The organism is Lentzea albida (genome assembly GCF_900111005.1).
GTDB lineage: Bacteria > Actinomycetota > Actinomycetes > Mycobacteriales > Pseudonocardiaceae > Lentzea > Lentzea albida.
In genome coordinates this window covers 253007-278109 of the sequence record NZ_FOFV01000003.1, presented here as the reverse complement: position 1 = coordinate 278109, position 25103 = coordinate 253007, and the positions used below count along the sequence as shown (strand labels likewise).

The window sequence follows — 25103 nt, the reverse complement described above, 5'->3', positions numbered from 1 at the left end:
TAAGCTAGCCCGGCGGGCCGTGGCGCCGCAAGTTAAGTACTCCGACCATTACCCGGCTCGTACACTGGTGGCATGGCCGAGCTGGAGATGGGCCCGTCGAGCCGACGACGGGGCAGAGGCGCGCGAGAGCGCATCCTGGAGACGTCGGAGCGCCTGTTCCGCGGCCAGGGGATCGGCGGCACCGGCATGGACCAGCTCTCCGCCGAGGCGCAGGTGTCGAAGCGCACCGTGTACCAGCACTTCGGGAGCAAGAACGAGCTCGTCGCCGAGTACTTGCGCCGGCACGACCCCGACACGATGCCCGAGGTCTTCGACCGCGACGACCTGTCTCCCCGTGAGCGGCTGCTCGCCGCGTTCGACAGGCCGCGAACGGTGCCGCCGGCCGAAGTGACGCCGCTGTGCCCCTTCATCGCGGCCGCCGTCGAGATCGCCGACCCGGACGATCCCGGGCGCAGGTGTGCGCGCGACTACAAGATGTCGGTCGCGGCCCGTTTCACCGAGACCGCTCGCCAGGCCGGCGCCGCCGATCCCGAACAACTCGGTGAACAGCTGGCCTTGCTGCTGGACGGCGCGTCGGCGCGCACCAGGGCGCTCGGCACCGAGACCCTCCCGACCGCGCAGGCCATCGCGACGATCCTCATCGACAACGCCCTGCGCGGTGCGGAGCCGGAGGCCGCCGGCGCCTGAGCCCTGTTTTTAACGGTCGTCTCAGGTCCGCTCGATAGGAAGTAGCCACCACCGGCCCGCACCGGACGGTGGCCGGACCGCGCGACCCTGGAAGGCAGCCGCTCATGATCTCCGTGCTCGTGGTGGACGCCCAGCCGCTGCAGCGCTTCGGGTTTCGCGTGCTGCTGGAGAGCACGCCCGACACCGAGGTCGTCGGCGAGGCCGCGAACGGCGCCGAGGCCGTTCGGCGGGCCTCCGAGCTGCGTCCCGACGTGGTGCTGATGGACACCCGCAGGCCGGGCGTCGACGGGATCGAGGCCACCCGGCGCATCGTCGCCGCTGGAGGGCGTTCGCGTGTTCTCGTGCTGACGACGTCCGATGTGGACCGGTACGCGTTCGCCGTGTTGCGGGCCGGGGCCAGCGGTTTCCTGCTCGAGGACACCCGCCCCGAGGAGCTGCTCGCCGGCATCCGGGCCGTCGCCGCCGGGGACGCGGTGATCGCGCCGGCGCTGACCCGGCGGTTGCTCGACGCGGTCGCCGACCGGCTCGACGACGACCTCGGCGGGCCGGGGCGGGAGGATCCCCGGCTGGACTCCCTGACCGGCCGCGAGCGCGAGATCCTCGTCGCCATCGGCCACGGCCTCACCAACGGCGAGATCGCGCACCGGTTCACGCTCTCGGAGTCGACGGTGAAGACCCACGTCGGGCGGGTCCTCGCCAAGATCGGCGCACGGGACCGGATCCAGGCCGTCATCCTCGCCTACGACCTGAGGCTCACCCGGCCGGTCCAGCGCTGTTGACCGCCACAACTCCGAAGATCAGGCGAGCACCACCTGCCCCTCGACGACCGTGACCGGGATCTTGACCAGCGGTGCGGGTGCCGGCCCTCCGGTCACCTGTCCGTTCTCGTCGTAGGTGGCACCGTGGCAGGGGCACCGGAATCCGGGACCGACGTACGACACCGGGCAGCCCTGATGACTGCAGGCGGCGTTGTACGCCAGGAACGTGTCCGGCGCCGGGCGCAGGAGGTGGGCGGGCATCCCGTTCGGCGTCGTGAAGCTCTTCGACGAACCGACGGCGACGTCGTCGACCGCGGCGATCACGTAGCCCGCCGGCTTCGCGGCCGAACGGGCAGGACGCCGGGCGAGCGCCAGCACGCTGCCCGCGGTGACTCCGGCAACGGCCGCCGCCCCCGCGATCAGACCGCTCAGCAGCACGGTGCGCCGCCCGGCGTCGTCCTGCGCCTTCGCGCGCAGCCGGGCGCCCAGTGACAACACCCCGGCGTCGCCCGCGATCAGCAACGGGGTCCAGGCGAACACGAACACGATGTCGGCCCCGAAGTAGTAAGGCCGAGTCGTCCAGCTCACCGCCAGGAAGAAGCTGAGCGAGAGCAGCACACCGCCGAGCGCGGCGAGCCGGGTGACCAGGCCGAGCAGGGTCGCGAGGCCGACCGCGACCTCCCCGAAGGCGATCGCCAGCCCGGCGACGGTCGCGTGGTCGGCGGCCAGCGAGACCAGCGGGCCGATCGGGGAGGTCGCGGCGGCGTTCACCATCTGCGCGTGGACACCGAGTGCGGAAGCGTCGTCCAGGTAGTGCGTGTCGAACAGCTTGGAGACACCGGCGTAGACGAAGGTGCCGCCGAGAAAAGCGCGCAGCGGCAGCAGTGCGTGTTCGTCCCTCACGTCAGGACTTGTGGGGGGAGACCGTCATGATGCCCGTGCACATCTCGTCGCTGGTGCCGTCGCCCCACACCACGTAGCGCGGCGGCAGCTTGCTCAACTGCGGCAACTGTTTGCGCAGTCCCGCGTCGTGCGTGCACGTCACCCGCAACGTGTCGCCCGGACCGATCTCCACCGGCGACGGCAGCTTCAGCAGCCGCTGGTTGTCGAAGTCGAACTGCGGCACGTCCAGCACGACCTTCGCGTTCGGCTTGCCGGGGTTGAGCTCGACCTTGATGGCCCGCCCGAGCATGTGCATGTGGCCGAAACCGGCGAACAACGTCATCGGCGCCTCCACCTTGTGGTCACAGGTCTGGGTGTCGCCGGGCTTCGGCGTGCCGCCCTGGTTGCACTCCTGCACCTGCATGTCCGCCATCTCGCCGGTCTCCGCCCCGAACCGCTTGGTCACGTCCGCGATCGAGGCGTTCCGGTCGCAGAGCGGACCCGACTCGCCGGCGGCGCAGGGCAGGTCGGTCGGCGCGCTGAGCGGCCACGTCTCGAGTTCCCGGGTCTGCGGCGTGCCGTCCTTCAGCCGCAGCCGCACCGCCGAGCGGTCCGACCCCGCCGGTTTGCCGTCGGTCGCGAGCAGGTTGTAGTGGATCTGCAGGACGATCAGGCTGCCCGGCTCCAGCTTGTAGCCGACGTCCTGGTCGAGCAGCGTCTCCGCGGAGCCCGGCGCCCAGGTGTCCACCCACGCCGCGTCCCCGTCGTCCTCCTCGGCGCCCTCCACACCGGTTCCGCCGAAGCACTGCCAGCCGAGGCCGGAGGTCTTCGCGTCCTGCTCGCGCACCGCCGCCACGCCCTCCGGCGGCACCGCGTACACGATGGCGTGGTGGGCGATCGCGACGTTCTCCGGCGTGAACTGGGTGCCGGTCAGGAACTCCGGCTTCGTCAGGCCCGGATCGATCACCTGGCAGCGGTAGTCGTCCGTGCCGCCCTCCGGCGACGTGGGCGTGTAGGCCTGGGCCATCTTCACGTCGACGAACCGCTCGCCGGCGCGCAGCGGCTGCGTCGGGGCCGGCGGCTTGCCCGCGTGCCCGTGGTGCGGTCCGGGCGGGACGGGCGCCGCACCGCCGCCGGTGTTCGACCCGCAGGCGACGACGGTGAACGCCGTCGCCAGTGCCACGGTGGCCGCGCCAATCCTCCACAGTGGACTGTTAGGTTTCCTCATGGCCTGAACGCTAGGGCTGATTCCGCCGCGTTTCGTCGTACCGCGGTCGTCACTTCCGGCGGTGGCCGGTACGACGGTACTACTCCACGAAGTCCTCTTAGGACTGAATAGCGGTCCTGAGCACCGCATTAACGGTCTTCTCATCTTCGCTCGGTAGGAAGTGGGCGCCAGACAGGCGAAGTGACACGGACGCAGGAGGCTCGTGAATGACAGTCAACGCAACGCGGTTGACCGGCCGGTGGGTGCCGTGGTTGGTGATCGGCCTGTGGGTGGTGCTGACGGTCTTCATGGTGCCGTTGAGCGGAAAGCTGAGTTCGGTCACCACCGACAAGGCCGTGGACACCCTGCCGGCCGGCGCCGAGTCCACCAAGGTCGCCGCGCTGGAGGACAGCCTCCCCGGCGGGGAGGACAACACGTTCGTCTTCGTCTACCACCGCGATAGCGGCGTGACCGACGCCGACCGCGCGGTGGTCGAGCGCCACTACGACACCCTGGTCAAGCGGTACCCGCCCAAGGCGGCGGCCCCGGAGGACGAGGGTCCGCTGACGAGCCCTTCCGCCGACGGCAAGGCGATGATGTTCACCCTCGACGTCAGCACGTCCCACGGCGGACCGGAGGCCGTCGTCGGCCCGTTGCGCGACGCCGCGAAGGACCGCCCCGCCGGCCTCCAGCTCGAGGTGACGGGCCCGGCCGCGGTCGACGGCGACATGGACGCCGTCTTCGACGGCATCGACCTGCAGGTCCTGCTCACCACCATCGTCGTCGTCACGCTGCTGCTCATCATCACCTACCGCAGCCCGGTGTTGTGGCTCATCCCGCTGGTGGCCGTGGGCGCGGCGGCACTGACCTCGATGGCGACGGTCTACCTGCTCGTCAAGGGCTTCGGCATCGTCGTCAACGACCAGAACTCGGCGCTGCTGACCATCTTGGTGTTCGGCGTCGGCACGGACTACGCGCTGCTGCTCATAGCCCGCTACCGGGAAGCGTTGCACCACCACGAGAACGTCCGGGTCGCGATGATCCACGCGCTGCGCGGCGCGGCACCGGCCATCATCGCGTCCGCGGCCACCGTGGTCGCCGGCCTGCTCTGCCTGCTCGTCGCGGACCTCAACAGCACCAGGGGATTGGGCCCTGTCGGCGCGGCCGGCATCCTGTGCGCGTTGGTGGCCATGCTGACGTTGTTCCCCGCGCTGCTCGTGGTGCTCGGCAGGCGGATCTTCTGGCCGGCCGTCCCGCGGGTCGGCACGTCCGCGGAGGAGAAGCCGGGGCTGTGGGTGCGGCTCGGCGCCGCCATCGACCGCCGCCGATGGGTGGCGGCGCTCGGCTCGCTCGGTGTCCTGGCCGTGTTCACGCTGGGGCTGACGGGCAACACCGGCGCCCTGCGGGAGCAGGACCAGTTCGTGTCCGCGCCGGAGTCGGTCACCGGCTTCGCCGTGCTGCGCCAGCACTTCCCGGAGCTCGGCGGCCAGCCGATGACGGTCTTCACCCGGCCGGGGCAGCAGGAGCAGGTGCTCGACGTCGTCCAGCGCACTCCCGGTGTCGCGGTGGCCGTCCCGGGGGAGACCCGCGGTGGCTGGACCGACATCTCGGTGTTCCCGACGGACGCGCCGGACACCGTCGCGGAGTACGACACGATCAAGCGGGTGCGCACCGCCGTGCACGCGGTGAACGGTGCGGAGGCGATCGTCGGCGGGCCGAGTGCGGAGCACCTCGACACCGAGCTGACCACCGACCGCGACGAGAAGCTGGTGATCCCGCTGGTGCTCCTCGTCGTCCTGATCGTCCTCGGGCTGCTGCTGCGAGCGGTCGTGGCCCCGCTGGTCCTGATGGCCACCGTGGTCGTCTCGTTCGCGGCGGCCTTCGGCGGCAGCGTGTTCGTCTTCGACAAGGTCCTCGGGTTCAAGGGCGTCGACTACTCGGTGCCGTTGCTGGCGTTCCTGTTCCTGGTGGCGCTGGGCGTGGACTACAACATCTTCCTGGCCAGCCGGGCACGGGAGGAGGCACTGCGTCTGGGCACCCGCGACGGCATGCTCAAAGCGCTGTCCGCCACCGGTGGTGTGATCACGTCGGCGGGCCTGGTCCTGGCGGCCACGTTCGGCGTCCTCGTCTCGCTCCCGCTGGTGATGCTGATCGAGGTCGGGTTCCTGGTCGCCTTCGGCGTGCTGCTCGACGCCCTGCTGGTGCGATCGGTCCTGGTGCCCGCCCTCACCCTGCTGATCGGACGGCGGATGTGGTGGCCGAGCAGGCTGTCCCGGCCGGTCGAGCAGCCGGACGGCCCACGGCCGCTCGCCGACGACGCGGAGCCCGCGCTGCAACGGTGAGCGCGGTGAAGAGGTCCGGGACGGGGAACAACGCCCGTCCCGGATCTTCTCTCGTCACCGAACAGCCGGAAGGTCGACCCGCAGCAGCGCGCCACCGCGTGCGGAACGGGCGACGGTGGCCCGGCCGCCGTGGGCGTCGACGACCCGCTGCACGATCGACAGCCCCAGCCCGGATCCCGGCAACGCCCTGGCGCTGTCGGCGCGGTAGAACCGGTCGAACACCCTCGGTGCGTCGGCGGCGTCGATGCCCGGCCCGGCGTCGTCGACCTCGAGCACCGCCGACGCGCCACTGGCGCGGAGCCGGACCTCGATCGGCTGGCCCGCGGGGGACCACTTGCCGGCGTTGTCGATGAGGTTGAGCACCGCCCGCCGGAGCGCGGCGGGACGCCCGCTCACCCACACGGAGTCCACGTCGAGCGCGACCTCGACGTCGGGCATGCGGGAGCACGCCTGCGCCGAGGCGGCCACCACCACGTCGGCGAGGTCGAGCAGTTCGGTGTTCTCGTCGCTGACGTCACCGCGCGCCAGGTCGGTCAGCTCGGCGGCGAGGGTGCTCAACTCGGTCACCTGGGCGCCGAGGTCGTGCAGCAGCCGGGTCCGGCTCTCCGAGGGCAGCGCGCTGTCCAGGGTGCCGCGCCGGTCGAGCCGGATCAGCAGCTCGATGTTGAGGCGCAGACTCGTGAGCGGCGTCTTGAGCTCGTGGGCGGTGTCCTCGGCGAGCAGCCGCTGGGCCAGCCGGGAGTCCCGCAGCGCCGCGAGCATGTCGTTGATCGACCGGATCAGCTGCCGGATCTCCCCACCGCCCTCGTCCGGGATGTCGGCGTCGAGGTCCCGCGTGCGCGCGACGCGGACCGCGGCGGCGGTCAGCCGGTCGATCGGTGCCAGCCCGGCCCGCGCCACGGCCCGTCCGACGAGGGCGCCGCAAGCCACGCAGAGCAGCCCGATCAACAGCATGCCCAGCCCGAACCGGTTGATCGGGCTGTCGTCGGCGACGCGGGCCACCTGGACCGCGCCGCCACCGGCCCGCAGCGTGTAGACGAAGAAGCCGTCGTCGTCGCTGTCGCCCGACTCCATCAGATCCGCCGCCACGCCCTGCACCACCCGCCCGGCGTCCGCGCTGACCGGGGGCAACGCGGGCTGGCCGTCCGGCGTCCGGGTCGAGCCGTCGGGCAGGACGACCCGCACCAGCCGGCCGGCTCCGGGATACGGCGGCAGCTCGACCTGCGCCAGACCGGCGCGTTCCGCGTTCGCCGCCAGGACACGGGAATCAGCGCGCAGCTGGTCCTCCGCGGTGGCCCGCAGCTCCCAGTCCAGCAGCTCGCTGGCCACCTGGAACGACAGGAACACGCTGGCCGCGATGGCCGTCGCCGCGATCACCGTCAGCCTGGTCCGCAGGGACCGCCGGCGCCACCAGCGCGTCAGCCTCACGGAGGGGTCTCCCGCAACGTGTACCCCAGACCGCGCCGCGTGTAGAGCAACCGGGGCTCACCCCCGGCCTCCATCTTGCGGCGCAGGTAGCTCACGTACACCTGGAGGTTGTTGGACGTGACGCTCATGTCGAAGCCCCAGATGGCCCCGAACAGCTCGCCTCGGGTCAGCACCCTGGTCGCGTTGCGCACGAGCACCTCCAGCAGGAAGAACTCGGTCCGCGTCAGGTGCAGCGGCCGCTCACCCCGCCACGCCTCGAACCGGTCGGGATCGACCCGGAGATCGGCGAACCTCAGCATCTGCGACTCGTCACCACCCGCCGCCCAGCGGCGCAGCAGTGCCCGGACCCGAGCCAGCAACTCCTCGGTGGCGAACGGCTTGGGCAGGTAGTCGTCAGCGCCCGCGTCCAGCCCCGCGACCCGGTCGGAGACCTGATCCCGGGCGGTCAGCATCAGCACCGGCAGATCCCGCCCCGCCGCCCGCAACCGCCGGCAGGTCTCCACCCCGCCGAGACGGGGCATCATCACGTCGAGGATCAGCAGATCCGGCTCGTCGCCCTCGACCCCGTCGAGCACGGCCAGACCGTTGGCGACGGTGCTGGTGTCGTACCCCTCCACCTGGAGCACCCGCTCCAGCGACTCGCGGATGGCCGCCTCGTCGTCCGCGATCATGATCCGCACGCGGCCTGCCCTCCAGTCGGTGCTGTGGCCGCTCATCGTCCCCGACCAACCTGAGACCAGGGTTAGAGCGTCACCGTCGGGCCGGGTCGACCGGTGTGGGCCGCGGTGGTCCCTCCCGGTCGACAAGTGTCGTCGGACCGGCTCACAGGTCGCGACCGATGTCCACTTCTGCACCTGGTCAGCCTTGACGACAATGACGAAACGCACCCGCGTGCGCGGCGAACGAGGAGTGTCGATGACAACCACGATCGGAAAATCCGCCACGCCGGCGGTGCTCGGGAGTCGGCAGGTGCCGCTGCTCTCGGACGAGCAGGTCGGGCACATCCGCCACGTCGACAACCTCTCGCGGCTCCCGCGCGGGGACTGGCGGCACATGGCGGGACCGGTGCCGTTCCAGGAGGACTTCAGCTCCTACCGCTACCAGCTGGGGTACATGAGCCTCGCGATGGCGCTCGCCCACTACCACCGCCTGCCCGCCGCGCCCGCCGTCTTCCAGGGCCAGCTCGACCGGCTCATCAGGAAGATGCTGGAGCCCGACGCGTGGAGCTACTGGCGCGACACCAGCACCCAGGGCGGGTTCGGGCCCTTCGACCTGCCGCGGCTGCCGAGCCGGACCGACCCGGTCGCGGTGGACAACATCATGTACAGCGCTTACCTGCAGGTCATGACGCTCATGTACACGATGCTGTTCGACGACCGCACCTACGAACAGCCGGGCTCGCTCACGTTCAGCATGCGGCCCGTCCTGTGGGGCAAGGACCGCCACGAGAGCTTCGAGTACGACCAGCGCACGTTGAACGAGCGCATCTACTGGAACATGGTCGAGAACGGCTACCTCGGCGTCGCCTGCGAGCCGTACTGCGTGTTCCAGATCTGCAACCAGGTCCCGATCCTCGGTTTCCGGCTGCACGACCACATCTACGGCGGGAAGACCGCCGAGGAGGTCACCACCGGTTACCTCGCGGCGTGGGAGAGGTTCGGCGGCAGCGTCAACGCCAACGGTCACTTCCACAGCTACGTCGTGCAGCAGAACGAGGTGCTGCCGAACGACGTGCTCGTCGATCGCGACCTCGCCTGGACCGACGGCTGGCTCGGCATGCTCATGAACATGTGGCGCCCCGAGCTCGTCCGGACCACCTACGGGACCTCGATCGAACAGTGGCTCGACCGGGCCGACGACGGTCTGATCTCCGTCCGCGACCTCTCCCGGATCCCCGGAACCGACGTGTACGCGGGACTCGGCACCCTCGGCGAGATGGGCTGGCTGGCCGCCTGGGCGTCGGAGATGGGCGACCAGGAGGTCGTCGACGGGCTCCTCGCCCACGCGGACAGGTACATGAACCCGCAGTGGGAGAACGGCGGGCTGCACTACCCGCGGCGCGACGAGACCTATGACGAGAACGGCAAGTTCGTCCTGATGCCGCCCGTGGTCAGCAACGCCACGTTCCCCTACGCGCGCCTCAACGTGGCCGACGGACTGCGCACGCTGTTCGAACGTCCGTGGACCGATCGGGAGCGGTCCAGGCCCGCGCTCACGGAGATCGGCGACTCGGTCGACATTCGGCGCGCCTGGTACCACGAGGACGTTCGTCACCTCCAGCTGACCGCGAGTCCGCGGCACGGCTTGTCCAGCACCACAACGGATCTGGCGCTGTCACGGGTGTGGGACCGGGGAGAGTGGACGCTGGCGGTCGACGGCGTCGTCGTGGCGAACGGCGACGACACCACGGTGACCCCGAACGGGAACGGGCACCGGCTCCACCTCAGGCGCACCGGCGACGAGCTGCGGCTGACGCTGGACGTGGGCGGCCACACCGACGTCGACATGTACTGGAGCAACGCATGAACCCCAACGTCGTCCCCCGCTACGAGCTGCTCGACCACCACGGCAACTCCGTCACCGAACAGCACTTCACCGGCCGGTACCAGCTGGTGTTCTTCGGCTTCACCCACTGCCGGGTGGTCTGCCCGACGGCGTTGACGAAGCTGAGCACCGTGCTCGACGACCTCGGGCCGCTGGCCGACCGGATCCAGCCGCTGTACGTCTCAGTCGATCCGGACCGGGACACCCCCGAGGTCATGCGTGCCTTCCTGGAAGCGGACCACCCCCGCTTCCTGGGACTGACCGGCGGCACGGAGGCGACCGAGGCCGCGCGCACCGCGTTCCGCGTCTTCGCGACCCGCAAGGCCGACCCGGACGATCCCGACGGCTACGCGGTACCGCACACCGCTGTCACCTACCTGCTCGACACCGATGCCACGTACCTCGCGCACTTCCCGGACGTGCTCGAGGCCACCGAGATCGCGGACCGGATCCGGGAGCTCTGCGGTACGTCCGCCACCTGACACCGCTACTCGGACACTCCGACAGAGCCGCGGACCTTCGACCGGTCATGGGACCGCCGCTGTACTTCGCTGCCTGCCGGCGTCGGTTCAGCGAAGCCCGGAGTGGGGCGTGGGCTCCAGCCGGACGGTGGATTCGGCTCCGTTGAGGAGAGCCGACACCGTGTCGATGACGACCGCGCAGCGGGGATGGCTGTGAACGGCGTCCAGGACTCGCTCGCGGTCCTCGGCGTCTTCGAAACGCCGGATCCAGACGAAGGTGTCGTCGGTCGCGGAGAAGGAACCGACGACGGTCATGCCCGACTCCTGGTGCAACGGGATGACGGTCTCGTCCATGTACCGCGCCAGTTCGGCGCCGAGTCCGGCGCGGGCGTGTTCTGTGCGGATCTCGTAGAACATCGAGTTCTCCTCGGTGTCAGGACGGTGCCGGGCAGCGTTGGGCGGCGAGCGCGTAGACGTCTGGGGATCCCTCCCAGGGGCAGGTGCGCTGCACGGCCCAGCGGGTGATCAGCCAGCGCTCGCCCGCCTTGTGCAGCGCCAGCCGCCAGTACCCGCGCATCGTGCAGTGGTCGACGACGCCGGGGTCTGCCGTGACGTGGTGGTGGGCCACCACGTGCACACGGCACCAGGCTTCCCCGGCCGACAGCCGCACCTTTGGGTTCGAGGTGGCGTGATGGGTGCAGTCGAAGCCTTGGAGGGTGTTGCGGGCCAACGTGACCAGTTCGGCGGCAGGCAGCGTGGCCGGTGGTTCGCCGAAGTGGTGGGTGGACAGGTCCAGCAGCACCTCGTCGGAGAACAGCTGCCGCAGTGCGTCCCAATCCTTGTCGTCCTGGGCGTGGGCGAGTCCCGTGACGACGTTCGCGATCGCCGCCCTGTCGAGCAGTTCTTCCAGTGTGCTCACGCCGGCGCCTCCTCGCGTTCGATCAGCGGCAGCACCAGGCGGCTCGGATGCGCCGGTCCGTGGTGGACGCGGTTGACGGCGACGACCGGGGTGTCCTCGGTGGCGATGACACCACCGGTGTTGGTGTTGCGGTCGTAGCGGGGGAAGTTGCTGCTGGAGACTTCGAGCCGGATGCGGTGTCCCGGCAGGAAGACGTTCGAGGTGACGCCCACGTCGATGGTCAGCTCGTACACCGTGCCGGGTTCCACGAGCTCCGGTTCGGTGAGGGAGTTGCGGTAACGGGCGCGCTGGATGCCCTCGCACAGCAGGATCGCCCTGCCGTCGGGGTGCACGTCGACGAGTTTGGCGGTGAAGTCGGTGTCCGGGGCGGAGCTCGAGACGTGCAGCACCAGGGAGACGTGCCCGGTGACCTCGACCGGCCGGTCGAGTACGGGGGTGGTGAAGCACAGCACGTCGTCCCTCGCCTCGACCGCGGTCTGGTCGGCCGGACCGGGCCGGGCGGCGAGCGTGGTGCCGCCCAGCGTGGGAACCGGCCGGTGCGGGTCGTAGAGGAACGTGTCGACCGCCTCCTCGCGCACCACCTCGCGGGTCAGGCCACCGTCACCCGCGGCCGTGTTCGCGCGGCCCGCCCCGGCCAGGAAGAAGTCGGTGCAACGGGTGTCGGGCAGCGGCCAGTCCTGCTCGTCGCGCCACCGGTCGACGCCCATGACGAAGATCCGGACGCGGTGTGCGTCGGCGGGGGTGTCGGTGTGGCCGCGGACCCAGCGGTCGAAGAACCGCAGGTGCTCATCCGTGACGTCAGCGGCTTTGATGCTGCCCGCGCGGCCGAAAGACCGGTCGGGGAACGTGCCGAGGTCGGCGCCGTCCGGGTGTGCCCAGGGACCGATGACGAGTCGCTGGCCGTCGCGGGCCGCGGCACTGCCACCGTGCCGGCGCATCATCGTGTACGACCGCACTGTCTCACCGATGAACACGTCGTACCAGCCGCCGATCTGCAACGCCGGGACGGTGATACCGGCGTGGTGCTCGATCGGGGCCACCTCCCGCCAGAACGCGTCGCGTTCGGGGTGGCCGAGCACGTCACCGAGCCACGGGAGGGTGCGCGTCACCGCGTCCCGTCCGGTGAGCGGCAGGGGGTCGTGCAGCAGACGTGGATCGTCCACACCGGACAGCAGCACCGATGCGTCGGTGGGGTCGCCCCGGCCTTCGGCGAGATCGCGCTGGAGGTTGCGCAGCGCGGAGAGCGTGCTCCACGTGAGCACGATGTCCTGGGACAACGCGCCGCCGGGGGAGTACCACGGCGCCCGGTACAGGTCTGCGGAGCTCATCACGGGTGCGATCGCACGCAGCGCGGGTGTGTCGCGTGCGGCCGTGAGCCACTGCGTGAACCCCATGTAGGACCCGCCCCACATGCCGACGTCGCCGTCACACCACGGCTGCTCCGCGAGCCAGGTCAGGGTGTCGGCACCGTCACGGCCCTCGTGCACGCCCGGCACGAACGTCCCGGGCGAGCGGGACGTTCCGCGGACGTCCTGCGCCACCACCGCGTATCCGGCCGCGACGAACGCGAACACGTCCGGGAGCTTGGGGTTGCCGAAGGTTCCGGCGTCGTCCTTGCCGTAGGGCGTGCGGATCAGCAGCACCGGGAACGGTCCTGGACCGTCGGGCCGCCACACGTTCGTGGCGAGCGTGATGCCGTCGCGCATCGGTACGGCGACGTCCACGTCGACCGTGAAGCTCATGCCCGCACCCGCTTCTGCTCGGAGTGCCGGGGCGTGGTCATCCAGTGGCTGAACGCGGCGTAGTGGTGTGCGAACTCCTGCGGCGTGGGCGAGTGCTCGACGGCGGCCGACAGCTCCGCGACGCGTTCGTAGCGCGGGATCCGGTCGGCCTGGTAGGCCTGCAGCGCGGCGGGCACGTCCGCTGCCGGGTGGAGCAGGTGGCCGAGCAGGGCGGCGTCCTCGATGCCCAGTGTCGCCCCGGCGGTGATGTGCGGTGACATGGCGTGCGCCGCGTCCCCGGCCAGGGCGACGCGCGCGGAGACCCAGTGCGGCAGCGGTGGTACGAGCATGATCTGGTTGTGCAGGATCAGCTCCTCCGGCGTCGCCGCGATCAGTCGTGCCAGGACCTCGTCCGGGCCTTCCTCCAGGTGGCGGGCGCGTTCCAGGGCCTGCTGGGTGCGGGTACCGGTCAGCGGCGGTGACCTGAACTGGTTCACCAGCCAGTAGACGTTGCCGTCGTGGGTCTTGACGTATCCGCCGCGGCACCCGCCGGTGCCCAGGACGAGTCGGTTCCCCGGCACCGCGATGTCGCCGGCCGGCACGACCGCGCGCCAGACCTGGTGACCGCGGTGCTCCTGGGCCGGGGTTCCCGGGACCAGTTGTTCCCGCACCGCCGAGTACGCCCCGTCCGCGCCGATGAGGACGTCCGCTTCCTCGGCGCTGCCGTCGGTCAGCCGGACGGTGACACCGCCGGGGTGTTCCGCGTACTCGCGGAAGCCCGTGCCGAGACGGATGTTCTCGCGTCCCACCGCGTCGGCGAGCAGGTCGTTCAGCTTCGCGCGGTGCACCAGGAGGTACCGGTGGTCCTCGGCACCGAAACCCGGCGTCTCGAGCAGCCGCCCCGCGGGGTCGTGGAAGTACATCTCGCTGGGCTTGCCGACGGCCCGCACCTCCTCGCCGATCCCGAGCTCGTCTAACACCGCCAGCGCGTTGGCCCACAGTCCGAGCCCGGCTCCGGCCGCGCGGATCTCCGGCGCCTGCTCGCAGACCACCACGTCCAGCCCGGCACGGCGCAGGGCGATTCCCGTCGTCAGCCCGACGATGCCGGCACCGATCACCACAGCCCGCGTCACGGTCGTTCCCCCGTCATGTGCTTGTCCTCCAAGGAGTTCCTCTTGACTCCGACGGTAGGAGCGGCGCCGGATTAACGCCAGTGCAACTATGGCAAGCAAAGATTTCGGATGTGATAATCGGCTGGTGGACTACATCGATCTGAACCTGATCGAGGCGCTGGACGCGTTGCTCGCCGAGAACAGCGTCACCAAGGCAGCGGCCCGCCTGCACACCTCGGCGCCCGCCATGAGCCGGGCGCTGGCGCGGCTGCGGCGGACCTTCGACGACCCGTTGCTCGTACGGGCCGGACGGGATCTCGTGCCCACACCCCGCGCGCTGGAACTGCGAGGCGAGGTGCACGCGATCGCCTCCCGGGCCCGAGCGCTCTTCGCCCCTTCCGCGACCGCCGATCCGCGGACCGCCGTGCGCGTGTTCGACCTCCAGGTCACCGACATGCTGTCGACGACGTTCATCCCGTCGCTCATCGACGACCTGCGGGAGCAGGCACCCGGGATCTCACTGCGGCTGCGGCCGGAGAACCTCGAGGACACCCCGGCGTTGCGGGAAGGCCTGGTGGACCTGGAGATCGGCAGCATCCGCCCCGGCGACTCGGAGATCCACTCCGAGTCGCTCGTGACCGAGACGCTGATCGGCGCGGTACGGCCGGACCACCCGCTGGCGAAGGTGGAGGAGGTGACCGCGCAACGGTTCGCCGAGTCCGATCACATCGTGGTGTCGCGACGCGGCCGGGCACACGGTCCGATCGACGAGCGACTGGCGGAGCTCGGCCTGAGCCGGCGCGTGGCGGCCGTGGTGCCCACCTTCGCCAGCGCGCTGTTCCTCGCCTCGGAGACCGACGTCGTCTGCATCGCCCCGGCCAGGCTGGCGCGGCGGATGCTCGACACCCTGGGGCTGTGCACGTTCCCGATCCCCGTCGCACTGCCGTCCGTGACGGTCGGAATGGCGTGGCACCCGCGCAACCACCACGACCGCACGCACCAGTTGCTGCGCGAGCGCACCCGGCACATCATGGCCGCGGCGGCCGGGGGAGTCAGTCGGTGACCGCGTCCGGTGCGGCGGCGTCTCCCTTGTGCCGCAAGCGGCGCACCGCCTCGATGAACCCGGTGACCACGAACGCGAGCCCGACGCCGACGGCGATCGCCAACAGGGTGTTCTCCTGGAACAGAACGCCGCCGAGATAGCCGGTCAGTGCTGTGTAAGCACTCCAGGACGCGGTGGCGAACGCGACGAACAGCACGTACTTGCGCAGCGGGAAACCGACGAGCCCGGTGGACAACGTCGCCAGGTAGCGGCCGACAGGGATGAACCGCGTGGTCACCAGGACGAAGCCACCGCGAGCATCGAGCTCGCGGGCGAACCAGTCGTGCGCGGCGCGGCGTTTGGTGCCTGGAGGCAGCCGCTGGAGCAGGCGCGCTCCGAACAGCCGGCCGGCCGAGTAGGGGACCATGTCGCCGAGGAACGCCCCGAGCGTCGTGGCGGCGATGACGAGCACGATGTCGGTCTGTCCGGTCGCGGCATGGACACCGGCGACGATCACCACCGGTTCGCTGGGGATCAGCGGGAGGAAGGAGTCCAGAAAGGACACCGCGATCAGCACGGCGTACAACCAGGGCGAGGAGATGAGCGACTCGGCGAGCCGCAACCAGTCGATCACGAGAGGTCCTTTCGGAGGTGGTCGCGAGGTCCGACGACGACCTCCGGGGACACGGCGCGCGACACGCAGGCCACGACGCTGGTGAGGCGTTCGTCCTCGGTCAGCACGGAGTCGTGGTGCTCGACCTCGCCGGAGAGGAGCGCGAGGCGGCAGGTGCCGCACACCCCGGCCTCGCACGACGACTCGACGGGAATGCCGTCGCGGCGCAACGCGTCGAGGAGCGACAGGTGCGCTGGAACGTCTACCTCGCGTCCGTCGGGAGCCCAGACGGCCTTGAACGGCGCGGAGATCGAGGTGTGGTCGGCCGCGAAGGGTTCCATGTGGATCCGGCTCGCGCGCCAGTGAGCTGTCAGTGTCCGCACGGCCTGCATGAGCGGTGCGGGACCACAGCAGTAGACGCGGACGTCGTCGTCGGGTTCGGCGAGGTGGGGCCACAGGTCGAACAGGCCGTGCTCGTCGCTGTGGTGCACTGTGTCGTCGGAGCCGCCGAACTCCCGCAGGAACGGCGTATCGCCGGCCGACCGCGTCAGGTACAGCACTCGCACACCGCTGCGGCCCTGGGCGCGCAACCGCCGCACCATGGCCCGGACCGGGGTGATGCCGATCCCGCCCGCGATGAACAGGTACTTCGGCGACGGGTGCAGCGGGAACCTGTTGACGGGCGCGGACACCGGGAGTTCGGTTCCCACTGCCACGTCGTCGTGCATGCTGGCGGAGCCACCCCTGCCGCCGGGGTCGCGGCGCACGCACACGACGTACTCCCGGGGCCGCGCACCGCCTGGTTCGACGAGGCTGTAGCTGCGCTTGTGACCGGCGGGAGTGGTGATGACGACGTGCGCGCCGGGTTCGTACGCGGGCAGTGCCGCTCCCCGAGGATCCGTCAGCGCGAAACGCCGGACGGTCGGCGTCAGGTCAGCCGACCCGCTGACCCGCAGGCGCAGCTCAGACAACGACCTCAGCGCCCTTCTCCACGGTTCCAGCGGTGAGGACCTCGACGTAGATCCCCATGAGCTGGTGGCCGTACGTCCGGTTGAGCAAGGTCACCACCGGCAGGTCCCGACGGCCCGCTCCAGGACCGACCTCGGTCGCGGCACACCGCTTGGTCTGGTGCACGGCCCGCACGCGCACACCTCCCAGGTCGAACTCCTCGCCGATCATGTCCAGTTCGGACCACGCGGGCAGCCCGTCGACGAGGACGTTGGCGCGGAACCGCTTCGGATCGACCGCCGCACCCGTGCGCGCCTCCAGGTCGCGGACCGAGGCCAGGTTGACCACCGAGACCCAGTTCATCGAGTCGTCGCCGGCGACGCTCGCGTCGGTGAAGCGCCTGCCCGGTTCCCGGGCGAGCACCGGCAGGACGCCCGCGGGCAGGTCGAGCACGCGAGCGAAGAACCGCAGCGCCGTGGCGATGCCTTCCTCCGTGCCGAGATCCGCTTCGAGCACCTCGTGCCCGGCCACCCGTGTGACGAGGACGTCGGTCTCGACGTCGAAGGAGGTGTCGAGTCCGGAAAGGCGGTGGTCCGAGACCAAGGCGAAGAACTCCTGTTTCGACAGCCCCTTCCGCGTGCCAGGGCGATATCCACCGTCCGGCCGGGCGAACGCGAACGTCCGGTCGTGTGGAATCCCTCCGCCCGGTTCCAGCACGGCCTGGTCCAGCGGTTGTGCGCTGAGGCCCTTGACCGGGTAGCGGAACAGTTCCCGCACCACGCCCGCGGTCCTCACCGCGACTCCGTCGTGGAGGTGGAGGGCAGCGGGAATGCAGCCGGAAATGGACTGTGAAACACGAGGATCTCACTTTTCTGTCGCCGCTCGGAAATGGCGATCGCCATGATCTCTTTCGAAACTAAGGGGATATCAATGCGACGACAAGTGCGTTCTGCGCAATGATGCGTTCACCCCGGCGCAATCGGGCCGGATCAGTGGGCGCGGACCTGGTCGCCACCTGGCCGGAACAGCCGACCGCGGCGCGGTACGGCGCACCGGGCAGCGGCGTGCCGGCGTGCAGGGCGGCGGCCACGTCGTGCGCCACCTCTTCCTCCGGTGTCAGGTCCACCGGTCGTTGCCCGGCGACCAATGCGGCGATGACGTGACCGGGAAGCCCGATCGCGGCCGCCACCCTGCTGTGCGAGTACAGCTCGTACGCCGCGCCGTGCCGCAATCCGATCGCGAGGGCCGCCACCTCGCGCACGCGAGGCGTGAGCACACCGCCGCTCGCCGCGAACCACTGTGCAGCAGCGGGCCCGCCCAGGAGGTGCCTCGCGAGCTCGTCGAGCTCCCGCCGCTCACCGATCATGGCCCTGGCCCAGGCGCAGGCACGCGGCCTCGGGTACCTGGGCTGGTCGTGGAGCGGCAACAGCAGCGACGTCGGCTACCTCGACATGGTCAGGCTCGTTCAACCCGGCAAGCCTCACGAGCTGGGGTCAACGATTCCTCAACGGTGCCAACGGCGTTCGGCGTCCTCCGCGCGGTCGGCAACGGCGCGTTCGCCTCGATCGGCACGACGAGCTCCGCCAGCTTCACCGACAGCGGACTGACCGCGTCCACCACCTACCGCTACCAGGTGCGGGCGAAGGACGCCGCCGGCAACGTCTCACAGAACTCGGGGACGGCTTCCGTGACGACCAGCGCCGGTGGAGGAGGAACCGGAGCCTGCAAGGTCGGCTACTCCGCCCAGAACTGGGGCGGCGGCAACGGTTTCACCGCGACCATCACGATCACCAACACGGGCACGAGCACGGTGAACGGCTGGACTCTGGCATTCGACTACGCCAACGGTCAGCGGGTCACGCCGCCCGGCTGGGGTGCGACGGTGGCCCAGTCCGGTTCCACCGTCACCGCGACCAACCTGTCCTGGAACGGCACGCTCGCGCCGAACGCGTCGGCGAACATCGGCTTCAACGCCACACAGCAGGGGACCAATCCGGCGCCTCAGGCGTTCACGCTCAACGGAAGTGCTTGCACGATCGGCTGAACACCGCGCTGAGCGCTGGCGAAAACGGGAAACGGTGAAGCTCAGACCTGACTGACAGGCTCGATGTCGGCGAGATCTGCGATGAAGTCGAGCAGCAAGGCCGTGAACTGTTCCGTTGCCTCCCGGTGAGGAGCATGCCCGGTGGCCGGGATGACCTGGACCTCGTCGCGCCACAGTGCGGGGAAGTCCAGCCTCCGCAGGTAGTCGAAACTGACGAGCTGTTCCTCGGCTCCGTGCAGGACGGCCACCGGCTGGCGCAGTGCCGAGACGATCGCGAGCTCGTCGGAGAAGTGGCCGGCACCGGCACTGGCGCCGAGCCCGGTGCGGGCCGCGCCGTCGGTGGCGAGGATGTCGGCGACGAACTCCTCGAGATCCACCGCGGACCCCGGCGCGGTGAAGCTCGCGGCGGCCAGCTCGGCTTCTGGCCGGCTCACGTGCTCGGTGAACAGCGCCCCCATCGCCGGGTGGGGCAGGAACGCCTCGGCCATCTGGGCCGGTGTGGCGATGGGAGGCGTGCCGAAGATGACGAAGCCGCGTGCGTGGGGGAGCCGGGGTGCGGCCTCCAGCAGGAGCTGTCCGCCCAGGCTCCAGCCCACGAACACCGCGTCGGCGACACCGAGCTCCTCGACGAAGCCCGTGAGCATCGCCGCGTAGCCCGGCAACGAGTAGTCGGTGTGGTCCTGTGCCGGTTCGGAACCGCCATGACCCGGCAGGTCCAGGGCGAGGCATCGGAACTGCCTGCCGAAAGCACTGTTCAGGACCGGCGACCAGGTCTTGGCCGAGGAGGAGTTGCCGTGGATGAACACCACCGGACAGTCGTCTTCATGTCCGGGATCGAAGGCGCTTTCGAAATAAGTGATTCGCCGACCGTTGACCTTCACGCTCAAATGATTCACCAGAGGTTTTTCCGTTCTGCGTAGGAGGCGGTGTCGAGTCGACGAAATTCGGGCAGAATTTATCGCGGTGTCGTGTGGGGGCTCAAGTGAGCCGTGGTTAAGTTCCGATTTACCGGGACGCAACTGTCGTCGATGCGGAAAACTCGCGGCGCCTCGTGCTGGGCGATGTTCCCGTGGGCGCATCTCGTGACGGAACTCCAGGAGTATCTCAAGTTACGCTCGATGCATGGTGGTCGATGAGCTCGCGGCTTCGTTGCTGTACCAGGTGATGGCTCTGGCCGGAGAGGTCGAGGGTCGGATGCACAGCGGTCTGGAGCGGTTGGAGCTCACCGGACCGACGGCGAACCTGCTGTGGATCCTCGACCCGGACGCCGAGCCGCAGCCGTTGCGCAAGCTGGCTGCCCTCATGCGGTGCGACCCCTCCAACATCAGTCTGCTCAGCGCGCAACTGGAGGAGCGCAGGCTCGCCGAGCGGCGCCCGCATCCCCGGGACGGACGTGTTCGAACGCTGGTGCTGACCGCGGAAGGCCGAGATGTGCGAGAGCGGCTTCTCGCCATCGTTGCCAGGCAATCCCCCTTCGCTCGCCTCGACGACGAGGAGCAGTCGCGCCTGCGGTCCCTGCTCGCCAAGGCACTCGCCGACCTGTAGCGGAAACTCGTTGAGAAGTTCCTTGAGATTCTCATGTATCTTTCGGGTATGACCACTGCGACAGGCGCGAGACGGGTACGACTGACCTCCACGGGAGGTCCCGAGGTGCTCCAGGTGGAGACCGTGCCGGTGCCGGAACCGGGCCCCGGACAGGTCCTGATCGTCACGGAGGCCGCAGGAGTGGCGTTCCAAGACATCTCGACCCGCAGGGGCCTCACGCCCGGCGCCCTCCCGGAGGTCCAAGGGTTCGACGTCGTCGGGCGCGTGGCGCGGGTCGGCGCCGGCGTCACGGAGTTCACCGCCGGCCAACGCGTCGGCGCTCTGATCGGCGCCGGCGGCTACGCGACGCACGTGCTGGCGCCGGCGCTGCGAACCGCCCCGCTGCCCGAGGGGCCTCCCGCCGAGCAGCTCGACGCGCTGATGCTCAACTACCTCACGGCCTGGCAGATGTTCCACCGGGTGGCCAGGCCGCTGTCCGGCGAGGCCGTCCTGGTGCTCGGGGCCGCCGGCGGCGTGGGATCGGCGTTGAGCCAGATCGCCAGGTCGGCAGGGGTCGAGGTCTACGGCACGTCCAGCCCGGGCAGACGTGGCAGGGTCGAGGCAGGCGGCGCCACGTGGGTCGCGGACCAGTCCGCGGTGCCGGTGCCGGTAGCGGCCGTGTTCGACCCGGTGGGCGGCCCTTCGCTGGCGCACTCCAGGCGTGTTGCGAAGCCGTCAGGTGTGGTCGTGTCGTACGGGTTCAGCTTCGCCACCGGAGCCGGCTACTCTAAGGCCGGTGCCATGGCACGCACCGTCGGAGCTCTCCTGCGGGCAAAGCTCACGCCGGGGCCTCGTGTGGTCGTGCACACCGTGGCGCGTGCGGTCGACCAGGATCCCGCCGGGTTCCGGGCAGACATCGCGGCTCTGGTCGAGCAACTGGTAGCCGGCGCCATCGAGCCCGAGGTCGTCACCCTGCCGCTGGAGCAGGCCGCCGAAGCCCACCGCCGCCTGGAGAACCGCGAGGTCGAAGGCAAACTGGTCCTGATTCCCTGACCGTTGCCTGCGCTCCCGGCCGCGGGCCGGCCGAGAAACGAAGCGATGTGCGGAACTCTCGCGATGATATGCCGACGACGCGCCGAAAAGCAGTGCTGAAACCACCGCATGCGCCACTCGATGAGCACTCGGTCAGGTCCATTCTGGACGCGAGCCCGAGGCCACCCCACGCGGGTCAGCTAGCGGCAGCGATCTCAGGCGAGCCGCAGACGTCGGGGTGGTGCTGGTGCACAGGGCGTCGATCCGCCGTCTCGTTCTTCGTCTGGCAGCCGAGAACCCGTCGTGGGGGTATCGACGCATCCATGGCGAGCTCGCGCCCTTGGGCGTGGGGATCGCCGCTTCCGCGGTGGGAGATCCTCAAGACTGCCGACATCGACCCGGCCGCCGCGGCGCACGACCGTCACATGGCCAGTTGGTCAGCTGGTAGCCAGGCGAGCGCCATTCCCGCAGCCGTTCGTGGTGGAACTGGAACACCGGCCCTTCTTGACGTTGTGCGTCCTCCAGGTGCCGAACGGGCTGGGCCTTTGGCTGTGCTGTCAATGAGGACCGGTGTATTCCAGCTCTTGGCCCACGCCCATGGGCCGTAACCCGAGCACCGCACCGTCGGTGTCCATTGCGATGACTCCGCCCCATTCCGCCTCGGCTTCTTGGCGCCGGTCCGCCCATACAGCCTGCACGCTGGGAAGCGCCGACTGGTAGCCCTGGAAATCCTTCTCCGCGAGCAGCTGCCGTAGCCCGACCAGCACTCCCGAGAAAGCTTCCATCCGCCGCGAGCCGAACCGGAAGACGTGGTCGGTGCCGATGAACCGCATGCCGCCGAGCACGACGCCGGTGTCGAAGACCGTGTCGGTGCCGGGAAGCGCGTACTCGGATCCGACACGGGTCTGCTGACGGGGAGTCAACAGCTCTCGCGCGCTCTTTCTGTCTCCCACGAACGTGAGCAAGCTGGCGGCGGACGTCCGAGCGAGCACGCGTGAGAACCACTCCGAACGTTCCGGAGGAATGTAGAACCCCGGCCGTGTGTCGTCGGAGCCATCCGACGCCTTGACGGGAATGCCTGCGAAATCGTGGAGCTCCTCGATCGGCCCGTTTAGCGACAGGGCGCGTTCTCCTGGGACTGCAAGCACGCCGTCGCCGTCTGGATCGAGGATGAGCATCTCAATGCCGCCGCTGCCGGCCAGCGCAGTGGCCATCATCAGACTCGGTGGCGGTGCGGCGCTCCCGTCACCACCTCCCACGACCACCGCGTGGACCTGCGAGGACGCTTTGGCCAGCTGTTCGTGTTGCGCCACCGCCTTGCCGTGCGATCCCTTGCACTCCACGGTGACGAGGCGCGCCGGTTGATCTTCCTTGAGGCCGACGAGGAAGTAGTCAGGCCGCAGCAGGGTGTTCTCACGCGACCTGACCTCGGCGCCTCTGAGCGCCCACCCGGCTTCAAGCGCGACGTCGGCGTCGACGATCTGAAATTGGTGGTCAGGATGTCTCCGCTGGACGATGCGTGGTGAGGCGGCCAGGGCGAACGCAATCCCCAGGTCCTCGGCGGCGTGTCAGCGCCTGGATGTGGCAAAGCCCCTGGTGGCAGAGATTTCGACCAAGATCGCTCGGCGACCACCAGGGGCTTCTTGTGTTGTCCTATCGTGCCACGCTACGGTCCCAGCGAACGCGCTAACGCACAGCTCACTATCTAACGCATCCTGCGCAAATTCCGCTGCTTCCCCGCCGCGCGGGATGAAAACGGCTCAAGGAATGGTGAGCCGGGGTCGATCGGGCTAAAGCGCTCATTCCGCATTTTGGGCACTCTGTCAGAGTCGCTGGATGTCGTACTGACGTGTACCGAACTCGCAGGGCGGGACGTCATACCTGCCGCTGCGGGTCACCACCCACCCGTTGGGAATCCACCGACCACCATTCGTCCCGCACACATTGGTCTTGCGGGTGTGGCTGGCGTACAGGGGCTCGATGGTGAAGGCGACCTGGGTGCCGCTCACTGCGCAGCGTCCCCTGTCCAGGCTCACGCGGGTGACGAAGTAGCGGCCCGAGTTCACCGCCTTGTCCGCCGAGGTGTTGCCGCAGACCTCGGCGGAACCCCGGCGCGTGATCGGTTCGATGACCAGGGACATCGTGCCCAGCTCACAAGGAGGCCTGTCGTAGCTCGAGTTGCCGGTGACGAACCAGGTAGACGGCACGAAGCGCTCGGCTCGAGTGCCGCAGACCTTGAGTCGCGTCTGGCCCTTCGTGATCGGCTGCAGAGTGAAAGCCGCGGAATTGCCCGTGGTGGGGCAGCGGCCCCGATCACTCCTGACCTCGACGACGACGTAGCGACCGGTCGCCACCGCCCGGTCGGCCGAGTCGTTCCCGCACACGACCGTGGTGGCGGCGGTGGCGGGCATCGCGAGGGCGGCCAACCCGCTTGCGGTCGCGGCGAGCACGAGCAGGACGGAGGCGCTCTTGCTCACCACATTGCGAATGGATTTCACCATTACGTTTCCCTTCTCAGCCGCGCGTGGAGGTCACGTTGCGGGTCATCGGCACGCCACCGACCGAAGCGCGGACGGTTCCTTCCATGACTTCGGCCCGGCTCTGCGTGCTGTCCTCCCACTCGACCTCGAGCACGTAGTAGTTGGAAATCGAACCGGTCCGGGTGTCGCGGCTGGTGATCAGCGGATAACAGGTCCGCCGGTCGATGACCCAGTTGCCCCTCGCGCTGGCGGAGCCGGTCGTCTCGAACACGACGCCGTTCGCCGAGAGGGTCATGGTGGACCGGTAGATCACGCGACCGGACGCATTGGTCACCACATTGCCGTAGCCGCCGACGAACTTGCCGAACTGATCCGTCGGGCAGGCCGCGTGCGCGGCTCCCGCAGTGGCCACCGTCGCCAAGCCCGCGATCGCGGTGGAGGCGAGGAAGAGGGCGAACCCCCGCTGGAAATCGAACATGGCAAAGCCTTCCTGTGGATGGGCGACGGCATTGACGTGCGACCCGCGCGAACGGGGAATAACGCCGTTCGGCGAGGCGTCGTGTGAGGGCAGACGATCGCCTGGTGAAACGCAGAGGGCCTGTAGGGATCAGCGGCAATAGGCGGACGCGGAGGCACGCGCACCCTGACGGTTACCCGACGCGGTGAAGTACGTCGTCCTGCGGTTGGTGGGGGAACCACAGGAAACCGAGTTACTGGACTCATGGGCCGCGATCGAGGCGTCCAGAGCCGCCCAGGCGTTTCGGTAGGCTTCGGTGCCGTTCGTGCCGTAGCCGACACCGGAGAAGGAAACGTAGCCGGCGGCCTGCGCGTTCGATGCGGAGAACGACAACGCGCAGATCGCGGCTCCCGCGAGGACAACGGCTCTGATGCTGTGCTTCACAGCAGCTCCTTTCAGGGTGGGAAAAGGGATCACCTGGACGTGCAACGGGCGGTCAGGATGGCGTAGACCTCGATCACGTAGGCCGTGTTCCGCTGGGTGTAGGTGGTGCCGGCCTCGACACAGCCCGAAACGGTGCTCTCGTAGCGGTCGTAGGTCCGCATGTTCTGCAGTGCACGGGCACGAGCCGTGAACTGGGCCGGCCCCACCGATTCACCGAGCCCGGTCGTCGCCCTGCCGGAGAACCTGAGCTCCACGATGCTCGTTACGGCGGAGGCCTGAGCTGGAGCGATCTCGGTGGAGGCGGCAGCCACCCCTGGCGGGGCGAGCAGGGCAAGCGCGGTGACAGCCGCCGCAAGCTTGATCGGCATCGGGTCTCCCTGGGATTCGACTGATCATGGCCGGAAGGGCGGCGAGGCGGGTCCGGTCTGGTGGAACCATCCTCCGAGGAAGGCGTGTCC

28 protein-coding genes are annotated in these 25103 nt (G+C 69.6%); 10 read left to right on the top strand and 18 right to left on the bottom strand.

What is annotated here, in order from left to right; translation table 11 throughout:
• Nucleotides 1-72: 72 nt before the first annotated feature.
• Both BMY74_RS10355 and BMY74_RS10350 read left to right on the top strand, forming a co-directional pair.
• Nucleotides 73-687: a TetR/AcrR family transcriptional regulator gene (locus tag BMY74_RS10355; protein ID WP_089913405.1), complete on the top strand. Its 615-nt coding sequence runs from the start codon at nt 73-75 to the stop codon at nt 685-687.
• Between the two features lie 104 nt (nt 688-791).
• On the top strand, nt 792-1466 hold the full coding sequence (locus BMY74_RS10350) for a response regulator (protein ID WP_089913401.1): 675 nt from the start codon (nt 792-794) through the stop codon (nt 1464-1466).
• An 18-nt stretch (nt 1467-1484) separates the two neighbouring features.
• Here BMY74_RS10350 and BMY74_RS10345 read toward each other — a convergent pair whose 3' ends face one another.
• The gene (locus BMY74_RS10345; RefSeq protein ID WP_089913398.1) at nt 1485-2348 is read right to left on the bottom strand and encodes a Rieske 2Fe-2S domain-containing protein; all 864 of its coding nucleotides are present in this window, start codon (nt 2346-2348) and stop codon (nt 1485-1487) included.
• Nucleotide 2349: 1 nt separating this feature from the next.
• Nucleotides 2350-3555 (bottom strand): monooxygenase, encoded by a 1206-nt coding sequence (locus BMY74_RS10340; RefSeq protein ID WP_089913394.1) that lies wholly within the window; start codon nt 3553-3555, stop codon nt 2350-2352.
• A 206-nt stretch (nt 3556-3761) separates the two neighbouring features.
• On the opposite strand from BMY74_RS10340, the gene BMY74_RS10335 reads away from it, so the two are divergent.
• On the top strand, nt 3762-5876 hold the full coding sequence (locus BMY74_RS10335) for an MMPL family transporter (protein ID WP_089913391.1): 2115 nt from the start codon (nt 3762-3764) through the stop codon (nt 5874-5876).
• A gap of 54 nt (nt 5877-5930) precedes the next feature.
• On the opposite strand, the gene BMY74_RS10330 is transcribed toward BMY74_RS10335, so the two are convergent.
• A complete protein-coding gene (locus tag BMY74_RS10330; protein ID WP_089913389.1) occupies nt 5931-7304 on the bottom strand; it encodes a HAMP domain-containing sensor histidine kinase in 1374 nt (457 codons plus the stop codon).
• Entirely contained in the window at nt 7301-7984 is a 684-nt protein-coding gene (locus BMY74_RS10325) for a response regulator transcription factor (RefSeq protein ID WP_089913386.1), read from the bottom strand. Before BMY74_RS10325 ends, BMY74_RS10330 begins: the two co-directional genes overlap by 4 nt.
• A gap of 235 nt (nt 7985-8219) precedes the next feature.
• Between BMY74_RS10325 and BMY74_RS10320 the strand changes: the two genes are divergently transcribed.
• Both BMY74_RS10320 and BMY74_RS10315 read left to right on the top strand, forming a co-directional pair.
• Nucleotides 8220-9830, top strand: a complete 1611-nt coding sequence (locus BMY74_RS10320) for a linalool dehydratase/isomerase domain-containing protein (protein WP_143091520.1) — start codon at nt 8220-8222, stop codon at nt 9828-9830.
• Nucleotides 9827-10330 (top strand): SCO family protein, encoded by a 504-nt coding sequence (locus BMY74_RS10315; protein ID WP_089913379.1) that lies wholly within the window; start codon nt 9827-9829, stop codon nt 10328-10330. The genes BMY74_RS10320 and BMY74_RS10315 overlap by 4 nt, the downstream gene beginning before the upstream one ends.
• A gap of 87 nt (nt 10331-10417) precedes the next feature.
• On the opposite strand, the gene BMY74_RS10310 is transcribed toward BMY74_RS10315, so the two are convergent.
• From BMY74_RS10310 to BMY74_RS10295, 4 genes are read right to left on the bottom strand one after another with little or no spacing between them, the layout of a single operon-like run.
• Entirely contained in the window at nt 10418-10726 is a 309-nt protein-coding gene (locus tag BMY74_RS10310; RefSeq protein WP_089913376.1) for an NIPSNAP family protein, read from the bottom strand.
• Nucleotides 10727-10742: 16 nt separating this feature from the next.
• Nucleotides 10743-11228 (bottom strand): nuclear transport factor 2 family protein, encoded by a 486-nt coding sequence (locus tag BMY74_RS10305; RefSeq protein WP_089913373.1) that lies wholly within the window; start codon nt 11226-11228, stop codon nt 10743-10745.
• Complete coding sequence (locus tag BMY74_RS10300; RefSeq protein WP_089913370.1) at nt 11225-12970, bottom strand: CocE/NonD family hydrolase; 1746 nt, start codon at nt 12968-12970, stop codon at nt 11225-11227. Before BMY74_RS10300 ends, BMY74_RS10305 begins: the two co-directional genes overlap by 4 nt.
• Nucleotides 12967-14082, bottom strand: coding sequence for an FAD-dependent oxidoreductase (locus tag BMY74_RS10295; RefSeq protein ID WP_245786018.1), 1116 nt, complete (start codon nt 14080-14082; stop codon nt 12967-12969). The genes BMY74_RS10300 and BMY74_RS10295 overlap by 4 nt, the downstream gene beginning before the upstream one ends.
• A gap of 124 nt (nt 14083-14206) precedes the next feature.
• Here BMY74_RS10295 and BMY74_RS10290 point away from each other — a divergent pair, with 124 nt between their 5' ends.
• Nucleotides 14207-15124, top strand: a complete 918-nt coding sequence (locus BMY74_RS10290; protein WP_089913363.1) for a LysR family transcriptional regulator — start codon at nt 14207-14209, stop codon at nt 15122-15124.
• Here the strand turns inward: BMY74_RS10290 and BMY74_RS10285 are convergent.
• The 4 genes from BMY74_RS10285 to BMY74_RS10270 all read right to left on the bottom strand — a co-directional run bounded on the left by BMY74_RS10285 (nt 15114) and on the right by BMY74_RS10270 (nt 18030).
• Complete coding sequence (locus BMY74_RS10285) at nt 15114-15737, bottom strand: DedA family protein (protein ID WP_177229676.1); 624 nt, start codon at nt 15735-15737, stop codon at nt 15114-15116. The genes BMY74_RS10290 and BMY74_RS10285 overlap by 11 nt on opposite strands.
• Nucleotides 15734-16687, bottom strand: coding sequence for a PDR/VanB family oxidoreductase (locus tag BMY74_RS10280; RefSeq protein ID WP_089913357.1), 954 nt, complete (start codon nt 16685-16687; stop codon nt 15734-15736). Before BMY74_RS10280 ends, BMY74_RS10285 begins: the two co-directional genes overlap by 4 nt.
• Nucleotides 16680-17459 carry an MOSC domain-containing protein gene (locus tag BMY74_RS10275; protein ID WP_089913354.1) on the bottom strand — a complete coding sequence of 260 codons (780 nt, stop codon included), beginning with the start codon at nt 17457-17459 and terminating at the stop codon, nt 16680-16682. The genes BMY74_RS10280 and BMY74_RS10275 overlap by 8 nt, the downstream gene beginning before the upstream one ends.
• Before the next feature lie 121 nt (nt 17460-17580).
• A complete protein-coding gene (locus BMY74_RS10270) occupies nt 17581-18030 on the bottom strand; it encodes a carboxymuconolactone decarboxylase family protein (RefSeq protein WP_089913351.1) in 450 nt (149 codons plus the stop codon).
• A 144-nt stretch (nt 18031-18174) separates the two neighbouring features.
• Between BMY74_RS10270 and BMY74_RS10265 the strand changes: the two genes are divergently transcribed.
• Nucleotides 18175-18708, top strand: a complete 534-nt coding sequence (locus BMY74_RS10265) for a cellulose binding domain-containing protein (RefSeq protein ID WP_245786017.1) — start codon at nt 18175-18177, stop codon at nt 18706-18708.
• Nucleotides 18709-18749: 41 nt separating this feature from the next.
• On the opposite strand, the gene BMY74_RS10260 is transcribed toward BMY74_RS10265, so the two are convergent.
• The gene (locus tag BMY74_RS10260; protein ID WP_177229675.1) at nt 18750-19517 is read right to left on the bottom strand and encodes an alpha/beta fold hydrolase; all 768 of its coding nucleotides are present in this window, start codon (nt 19515-19517) and stop codon (nt 18750-18752) included.
• Nucleotides 19518-19830: 313 nt separating this feature from the next.
• Here BMY74_RS10260 and BMY74_RS10255 point away from each other — a divergent pair, with 313 nt between their 5' ends.
• Complete coding sequence (locus BMY74_RS10255; RefSeq protein WP_089913345.1) at nt 19831-20253, top strand: MarR family winged helix-turn-helix transcriptional regulator; 423 nt, start codon at nt 19831-19833, stop codon at nt 20251-20253.
• A gap of 48 nt (nt 20254-20301) precedes the next feature.
• Complete coding sequence (locus BMY74_RS10250; protein WP_177229674.1) at nt 20302-21285, top strand: zinc-binding dehydrogenase; 984 nt, start codon at nt 20302-20304, stop codon at nt 21283-21285.
• A gap of 536 nt (nt 21286-21821) precedes the next feature.
• On the opposite strand, the gene BMY74_RS10245 is transcribed toward BMY74_RS10250, so the two are convergent.
• Nucleotides 21822-22478, bottom strand: a complete 657-nt coding sequence (locus tag BMY74_RS10245; protein ID WP_143091519.1) for a hypothetical protein — start codon at nt 22476-22478, stop codon at nt 21822-21824.
• A 54-nt stretch (nt 22479-22532) separates the two neighbouring features.
• Here BMY74_RS10245 and BMY74_RS10240 point away from each other — a divergent pair, with 54 nt between their 5' ends.
• The gene (locus BMY74_RS10240; protein WP_089913335.1) at nt 22533-22790 is read left to right on the top strand and encodes a hypothetical protein; all 258 of its coding nucleotides are present in this window, start codon (nt 22533-22535) and stop codon (nt 22788-22790) included.
• Nucleotides 22791-23087: 297 nt separating this feature from the next.
• Here the strand turns inward: BMY74_RS10240 and BMY74_RS10235 are convergent, their stop codons facing one another.
• From BMY74_RS10235 to BMY74_RS10225, 4 genes are all read right to left on the bottom strand, one after another.
• Entirely contained in the window at nt 23088-23765 is a 678-nt protein-coding gene (locus BMY74_RS10235) for a hypothetical protein (protein WP_143091518.1), read from the bottom strand.
• A gap of 13 nt (nt 23766-23778) precedes the next feature.
• Complete coding sequence (locus BMY74_RS10230; RefSeq protein ID WP_089913327.1) at nt 23779-24222, bottom strand: hypothetical protein; 444 nt, start codon at nt 24220-24222, stop codon at nt 23779-23781.
• A 129-nt stretch (nt 24223-24351) separates the two neighbouring features.
• Nucleotides 24352-24645, bottom strand: a complete 294-nt coding sequence (locus tag BMY74_RS44130) for a hypothetical protein (RefSeq protein WP_143091517.1) — start codon at nt 24643-24645, stop codon at nt 24352-24354.
• A gap of 29 nt (nt 24646-24674) precedes the next feature.
• Complete coding sequence (locus BMY74_RS10225; RefSeq protein WP_089913323.1) at nt 24675-25013, bottom strand: hypothetical protein; 339 nt, start codon at nt 25011-25013, stop codon at nt 24675-24677.
• Nucleotides 25014-25103: the final 90 nt, after the last annotated feature.

Coding starts and splice junctions, on each gene's coding strand:
- BMY74_RS10225 (WP_089913323.1), bottom strand. CDS start 25,013: ATGCCGATCAAGCTTGCGGCGGCTGTCACCGCGCTTGCCCTGCTCGCC.
- BMY74_RS10335 (WP_089913391.1), top strand. CDS start 3,762: ATGACAGTCAACGCAACGCGGTTGACCGGCCGGTGGGTGCCGTGGTTG.
- BMY74_RS10245 (WP_143091519.1), bottom strand. CDS start 22,478: ATGGCCACTGCGCTGGCCGGCAGCGGCGGCATTGAGATGCTCATCCTC.
- BMY74_RS10300 (WP_089913370.1), bottom strand. CDS start 12,970: ATGAGCTTCACGGTCGACGTGGACGTCGCCGTACCGATGCGCGACGGC.
- BMY74_RS10320 (WP_143091520.1), top strand. CDS start 8,220: ATGACAACCACGATCGGAAAATCCGCCACGCCGGCGGTGCTCGGGAGT.
- BMY74_RS10315 (WP_089913379.1), top strand. CDS start 9,827: ATGAACCCCAACGTCGTCCCCCGCTACGAGCTGCTCGACCACCACGGC.
- BMY74_RS10350 (WP_089913401.1), top strand. CDS start 792: ATGATCTCCGTGCTCGTGGTGGACGCCCAGCCGCTGCAGCGCTTCGGG.
- BMY74_RS10340 (WP_089913394.1), bottom strand. CDS start 3,555: ATGAGGAAACCTAACAGTCCACTGTGGAGGATTGGCGCGGCCACCGTG.
- BMY74_RS10310 (WP_089913376.1), bottom strand. CDS start 10,726: ATGTTCTACGAGATCCGCACAGAACACGCCCGCGCCGGACTCGGCGCC.
- BMY74_RS10230 (WP_089913327.1), bottom strand. CDS start 24,222: ATGTTCGATTTCCAGCGGGGGTTCGCCCTCTTCCTCGCCTCCACCGCG.
- BMY74_RS10355 (WP_089913405.1), top strand. CDS start 73: ATGGCCGAGCTGGAGATGGGCCCGTCGAGCCGACGACGGGGCAGAGGC.
- BMY74_RS10250 (WP_177229674.1), top strand. CDS start 20,302: ATGACCACTGCGACAGGCGCGAGACGGGTACGACTGACCTCCACGGGA.
- BMY74_RS10255 (WP_089913345.1), top strand. CDS start 19,831: ATGGTGGTCGATGAGCTCGCGGCTTCGTTGCTGTACCAGGTGATGGCT.
- BMY74_RS10270 (WP_089913351.1), bottom strand. CDS start 18,030: ATGATCGGTGAGCGGCGGGAGCTCGACGAGCTCGCGAGGCACCTCCTG.
- BMY74_RS10235 (WP_143091518.1), bottom strand. CDS start 23,765: ATGGTGAAATCCATTCGCAATGTGGTGAGCAAGAGCGCCTCCGTCCTG.